This is a genomic window from Stenotrophomonas sp. 05L414_2 (assembly GCF_056397905.1).
This window is the reverse complement of sequence record NZ_JBFTOJ010000188.1, coordinates 1-5776: the sequence shown is the minus strand read 5'-3', so window position 1 is coordinate 5776 and position 5776 is coordinate 1. Positions and strand designations below refer to the sequence as shown.

Here is a 5776-nt window from a genome sequence, read left to right as displayed (position 1 = left end):
GGCCGGCACTACCCCTGATTTCAGCCCAGCGCGTCGGCCACCGCGCGGAAGACCTGCTGCATCTGCAGCGGCTTGCGCAGCAGGTGCACCTCGATGCCAGCGGGGAACACATCTTCGGGCATCTCCCCGGCAGCGTCTTCCAGCACCAGCGCCGGGCCGCGGTAGCCGAGCGTGGCCATTTCGCCCAGCAGCTGGCTGGCCGACAACAGCTTGGAGCCGGCATCGGCAATCACCAGCGCCGGCATCGCCTCCTGCTGCATCCAGCGCAGCGCAGCCGGGCCATCGGAGGCCAACTGCAGCTGATAACCCTGGCTGGACAGTGCATTGCCCAACAGCGACAGGCGGGTGGCTTCACCATCGACCACCAGGATCGACTGGCCACTGCCCAGTGCCACCAGCTGTTCGATCGGTTCGCCGCCCTCGGCGCTGGCATGCATCGGCAAGCGCAGCTCGAAGCAGGTGCCCCGCCCCAGCTGGCTGTCGACGTGGATACTGCCACCGGCACCTTCAACGATGCGCTTGCAGGAAATCAGGCCCAGCCCGGTGCCATCGGCCTTGGTTGTGAAGAACGGGTTGAACAGGTGCGACAACGTGTCCGCATCCATGCCGGTGCCTTCATCGACCACCGCGATGCGCAGCCAGTCCTCGCCATCGCGCTGGCCACCATGGCTGGCGGTCAGGCTCAGGTTGCCACCCTGGGGCATCGCCTGGATCGCGTTGAGCGCCAGGTTCAACAACACCTGCTGCAACTCGGTGTAGTTGGCATCGACCACCAGCCCCTCATCCTCGACCACCAAGTCCAGACGGACGCCATCGGGCACGTTGCTGCGCAACAGCAGCGCCACGGCCTGGAACAGGTCATCGATGTGGATGCGTTCGCTGGCCTTGCGCGAGCCGCGCACGAACGACAGCATCGATTCGGCCATCTCATGGCCACGGCGACCGCATTCGGCGATCACGTCGGCCAGGTGGTGCAGCTGCGGATCTTCGGTACGCGCCTTCAGCAGGTCCGGCATGATCAGCAGCGGCTGCAGGATGTTGCGCAGATCGTGGCTGAGCCCGGCGGCCAGCAACGACAGGCTTTCCAGCCGTTGCGCGCGCATCAGCTCGGTTTCCACCCGCGAGCGCTCGATGGCGCTGCGTGCCTCACGCACCGCGCGCGCCACGGCCGACGGCAGGCGCGCCKGCTGGTGCTTGATGATGTAGTCGTTGGCTCCCTTCTGCAGGGCCGCCACCGCATTCTCCTCGCCCATGGTGCCGGAGACGAAGATGAAAGGTACCTCCGGCAACGCATCGCGCACGATGCGCAGCGCGTCGTCGCCGGAGAAACCGGGCATGCTCAGGTCGGACAGCACGATGTCCGGCTGGAAGCGCGCCAGCGCATGGCGCAGGTCGTCCGCGCTCTCGACACGCTCGAAGGTGGCCTCAAGGCCTGCATCGAGCATCTGTTCGGACATCAGCTCGGCATCCTCCGGGGAATCTTCCACCAGCAGGATGCGCAATGCGCCGAGCGCGGGACCGGTCAGGGGCATGGGCCTACTCGATCTCCGGAGCCTGGTTGATCAGTGCCCAGAACTTGCCCAGGGTCTGCACTGCGCCGAAGAACTGGTCCACGTCCACCGGCTTGACCACGTACGCGTTCACGCCCATGTCCCAGCTGCGGGCCAGGTCGCTTTCCTCGCGCGAGGAGGACAGGATCACCACCGGCAACCGCTTCAGCTCATCGTGTTCGCGGATCTGCCGCAGCACTTCCAGGCCATCCATGCGCGGCATCTTGATATCCAGCAGCAGCACCGCCGGCAGGCCATCTTCGCGGCTGGCGAAGGCGCCACGGCGCAGCAGGTAATCCATCACTTCCACGCCGTCTTCGACGTGCACGATGGGATTGGCCAGGCGCGCTTCCTGCAGCGCATCGATCGCCATTTCGGCGTCGGCCGGGCTGTCTTCGGCCAGGAGGATGGTGCGCAGCGTCGTCATGCGATGGGGCCCTGTTTGTCCGTGTCGAGCACGGGGGGAAGATAGAAGTGGAAGGTGGCGCCGGCATCCGGTGCGGCTTCGGCCCAGATGCGGCCGCCATGGCGGGTCAGCACCCTGCGAACGCTGGCCAGGCCGATACCGGTGCCGGGATAGTCGCTGGCCTTGTGCAGGCGCTGGAATACACCGAACAGCTTGCCGGCGTAGGCCATGTCAAAGCCTGCACCATTGTCGCTGACCGTGAACTGATGACCGCCATCGGGCTGCTGCTGGTAGTCCACGCGGACCTTGGCCGGCTCGCGGTTGGCTGAATACTTCACCGCGTTGCCCAGCAGGTTCAGCCAGACCTGGCGCAGCATGTTTTCGTCGCCCACCACGATCGGCAGCGGCGCGATGCTCCACTCCACCTGATGGGCGTGGCCACTGCTCTCGGCTTCGCTCTGCACGTTCGCGTCGAGCATCGCGCGCGTATCGGCCACCAGCGACTGCATGTCCACGGTCTGCTGGCGCATCGCCACACGGCCCAGGCGCGAATAGACCAGCAGGTCGTCGATCAACGTGGCCATGCGCCGCGCTGAACCGGAGATCACCCCCAGGTAGTGCTGGCTCTTCTCGTCGGCAGCCTCGCCCAGATGGCGCGACAGCTTGTCCGAGAAACCGGCGACATGGCGCAGCGGCGCGCGCAGGTCGTGCGACACCGAGTAGCTGAACGCTTCCAGTTCGCGGTTGACCTCCGAGACCTGGGCAACCTTGCCCTCCAGCTGCCGGTTCAGTTCTTCAACACGTGTCTGCACCGCACGCTGCACGGTCACATCGCTGACGGTCAGCAGCACCACTTCATCGTCGGTGTCAGGCAGCGGCATGCGCCGGGCGTTGAGCAGCATGTAACGGGACATGCCGTCGACGGTGCGTTGTTCGTGTTCGAAATCCCACAGTTCGCGGCCGCGCAGCAACACATCGGCCAGACGCTGGCGCACCACCGGGTCACGCCACGCGCCCTCGCCTACGTCTTCCAGCAGCAGGCCGTCGGCGCGCTCATCCTGCAGCCCGTACAATTCGGAGAACGCGGGATTGTGCAGCTGCACGCGCAGCTCGCGATCCAGCAGCACGATCGGTTCGCGCACGGTCTGCAGCACCGACGCCGCGCGTGCCGCCGCGCGCTGCGACTGCCGCTCTGCCTGCAGGCGGCGGCCGATCTGCCGTTGCAGCAGCCACAGCACCAGGCCGAGCAGTGCCAGCTGCACCAGCAGCGAGCTCCACGACACGAAGTTGGTCTGCCGCTTCTGTCGCTCCGCCTGCGCGGTGCGCTGGGCCAGCAGCGCTTCCTCACTGGCCTGCAGCTCTTCCACCAGGCCGCGGATCGGGTAGCGCGTGCTCAGGTCCTGCACCAGCTCGCGCTGGTCGCTGTTCGGCTCGGACTTCGCCAGTTCACGCGCAACCCCCAGCCGGCCTTCCAGCATCGACTGGATGCGGCCGATGCGGATCAGCTGGTCGGGATTGTCGCGGGTCATCCGGCCCAGTTCGGCCAGACGCTCGGGGATGTCGTTGGCCTTGCCCATGCGCTCGCGCAGGCCCGGCGCGTCCACGCCCTTGGACAGCGTCAACGCAGCAGATTCGATGTCGCGCACGTCGGTCTGCAGCTGCTGCAGGGCCACGGTCACCTGCTGGGTATGGGTCACCCAGCCCATGGCCAGTTCGTTGTCCTGCTGCAGTTTGCGCAGGGTCAACCACGGGACCACGATGATGGCTGCCGCTGCCAGTGCCAAAGCAGGCAGTCGCCAGCGATCCCAGATGTCATCACTGAAAACCAGCGCCATAGTTCCTCGTCAGCTCAGCCGGGGAGTGCGATCCGGGCAGGACCGGCCACGGCGGAACCGGCAATATAGCGCAGCCGGTCACATCTCTGGGGCAATGGGTCATTCGGCGAGGCGCCCACCAGCACGTATCGAGCAGGCGCCACAGCACAAAACAGGGGCGCCCCCGTGGGAGCGCCCCTGCCGATAACCTGCGGCGTCGATCAACGCTTGGCGGCACTGACCTTCAGTGCGGCGGCATCAACGCGGGTCACGCCCTTGATGCCCTTGGCCGTGGCGATGGCCTTGTCATGCTCCGCCTTGGTGGCAACGGTGCCACTCAGGCTGACCACGCCATTGACCGTCTCCACCTTTACTTCGGTACCCGGCACATTGCTGCTGGCGAGCAGATCGGCCTTGACCTTGGTGGTGATCCAGCTGTCGGTGACCGGCTCGTTGGAATCATGGCGGTCTGCATGGGTCATCGCCGAATGATCGGTTTTCGGCGGGCTCTTCGCTGCGGCGTCCTGGGCGAATGCGGCCGAGGAGGACAGCGCCAGGCCCAGGGTGAGGGCGGAAGCCAACAGCGTACGGGTCGTGGTGCTCATCGTTTGGTTCTCCTACTGGTTGGTACGCCCAGTGTCGCCAAGTGCTTGTAGTGCAGGCGTGGCGCTGCGGTCACGCTCACGTGAATGGGCGCACCCGCAGCGGGAATGGTTCAGCTTCCGGGCGCGTAGTCATCTCGTTTACCCTGAGGTTCCTGTCCTGCACTTCACGATCTGCGCGGAGTCTTCCCATGCGCCCTGAGCTGCAACTGGCCCTGATCGGCTACGGCCTTGCCGGCCGCGTCTTCCACGCCCCGCTGATCCAGCACACGCCGGGGCTGGCCCTGCACAGCGTGGTCAGTTCGCAGCGCGATACGCTGCTGCGCACCTTCAGCGACGTCCACGTACGCGCTACCGCACAGGAGGTCTTCGATGACCCGGCAGTAGATGCGGTGGTCATCGCCACGCCGAACGAACAGCACGCGCCATTGGCCATCGCCGCGCTGGCCGCCGGCAAGCATGTGCTGGTGGACAAACCGTTCGCCGTGAGCGTGCGCGAAGCCGAACAGGTGCTGGCCGCAGCGCGCGATGCTGGACGCATCGCTACCGTGTTCCAGAACCGGCGGTTCGATGCGGACTTCCTGACCCTGCGGGCGCTGCTTGCCGACGGCACGCTCGGTGACATCGCCGAATGCCACGCACATTTCGACCGCTACCGTCCGCAGGTGCGCGAACGCTGGCGCGAGCAGGACGGACCGGGCAGCGGCCTGTGGTACGACCTGGGGCCACACCTGCTGGACCAGATGCTGGTGCTGTTCGGCTGTCCGCAGGCGATCGATGCGGACCTTGCGGTGCAGCGCGAAGGCGGCGCTGGTATCGACTATTTCCATGCGGTGCTTCACTACCCACGCCATCGTGCGATCGTGCATGCCGGTTCACTGGTCGCTGCGCCTGCCCCCCGTTTTTCCGTGCATGGCACGCGGGCCAGTTGGATCAAGCATGGCCTGGACGTGCAGGAGGGGCAGCTGCGTCGCGGCATCGCGCCAGGTGCGCCGGGATGGGGTATCGATCCGCGCCACGGCGAGCTGCTGCACTGCGATGCGGAGGACAACGTCCTGCGCAGCACCGTGGACAACCTGCCGGGCGACTACCGGCGCCTGTATGCCGACTTCGCGGCGGCGATGCAGGGTGAGGGCGAGCCGACGGTCAGCGCGCAGCAGGCGCTGCAGGTGATGCGGCTGCTGCAGGCGGGGATGGATAGCGCGCGCGAAGGGCGGCGGGTGCAGGTGGGGTGATCGGCAGGGCTGCGCCCTGCACCTGCCGAATCAACGTCAACGTCAACGTCAACGTCAACGTCAACGTCAAAAGCGKGCATTCCGTGGGATGGCGGGGTGGGTCCGGTTGCGGGGGACGCCGTAAACCCATCCMTGGGGGCTTGGCCGCGGCATCCATGCCGCGGACACC

At 66.5% G+C, this 5776-nt stretch carries 4 protein-coding genes and 1 pseudogene; 1 reads left to right on the top strand and 4 read right to left on the bottom strand.

Going from position 1 to position 5776, the window contains the following annotated elements; all coding sequences use genetic code 11:
* Window positions 1–20 precede the first annotated feature (20 nt).
* The 4 genes and pseudogenes from AC1DJN_RS19160 to AC1DJN_RS19145 form a co-directional block, all read right to left on the bottom strand.
* Window positions 21–1532, bottom strand: a complete 1512-nt coding sequence (locus AC1DJN_RS19160) for a two-component system sensor histidine kinase NtrB (protein WP_478039813.1) — start codon at window positions 1530–1532, stop codon at window positions 21–23.
* Between the two features lie 4 nt (window positions 1533–1536).
* Entirely contained in the window at window positions 1537–1977 is a 441-nt protein-coding gene (locus AC1DJN_RS19155; RefSeq protein ID WP_208081819.1) for a response regulator, read from the bottom strand.
* The gene (locus AC1DJN_RS19150) at window positions 1974–3791 is read right to left on the bottom strand and encodes a sensor histidine kinase (protein WP_025878696.1); all 1818 of its coding nucleotides are present in this window, start codon (window positions 3789–3791) and stop codon (window positions 1974–1976) included. Before AC1DJN_RS19150 ends, AC1DJN_RS19155 begins: the two co-directional genes overlap by 4 nt.
* Window positions 3792–3991: 200 nt before the next feature.
* Window positions 3992–4228: pseudogene (locus AC1DJN_RS19145) on the bottom strand (BON domain-containing protein); the annotation flags it as partial.
* Window positions 4229–4563: 335 nt separating this feature from the next.
* Here AC1DJN_RS19145 and AC1DJN_RS19140 point away from each other — a divergent pair.
* Window positions 4564–5607 (top strand): oxidoreductase, encoded by a 1044-nt coding sequence (locus tag AC1DJN_RS19140; protein ID WP_032975380.1) that lies wholly within the window; start codon window positions 4564–4566, stop codon window positions 5605–5607.
* The last annotated feature ends 169 nt before the right edge of the window (window positions 5608–5776 follow it).

Excerpts from the sequence above, each read along its gene's own strand:
- AC1DJN_RS19150 (WP_025878696.1), bottom strand. The coding sequence starts at position 3,791 with ATGGCGCTGGTTTTCAGTGATGACATCTGGGATCGCTGGCGACTGCCT.
- AC1DJN_RS19155 (WP_208081819.1), bottom strand. The coding sequence starts at position 1,977 with ATGACGACGCTGCGCACCATCCTCCTGGCCGAAGACAGCCCGGCCGAC.
- AC1DJN_RS19140 (WP_032975380.1), top strand. The coding sequence starts at position 4,564 with ATGCGCCCTGAGCTGCAACTGGCCCTGATCGGCTACGGCCTTGCCGGC.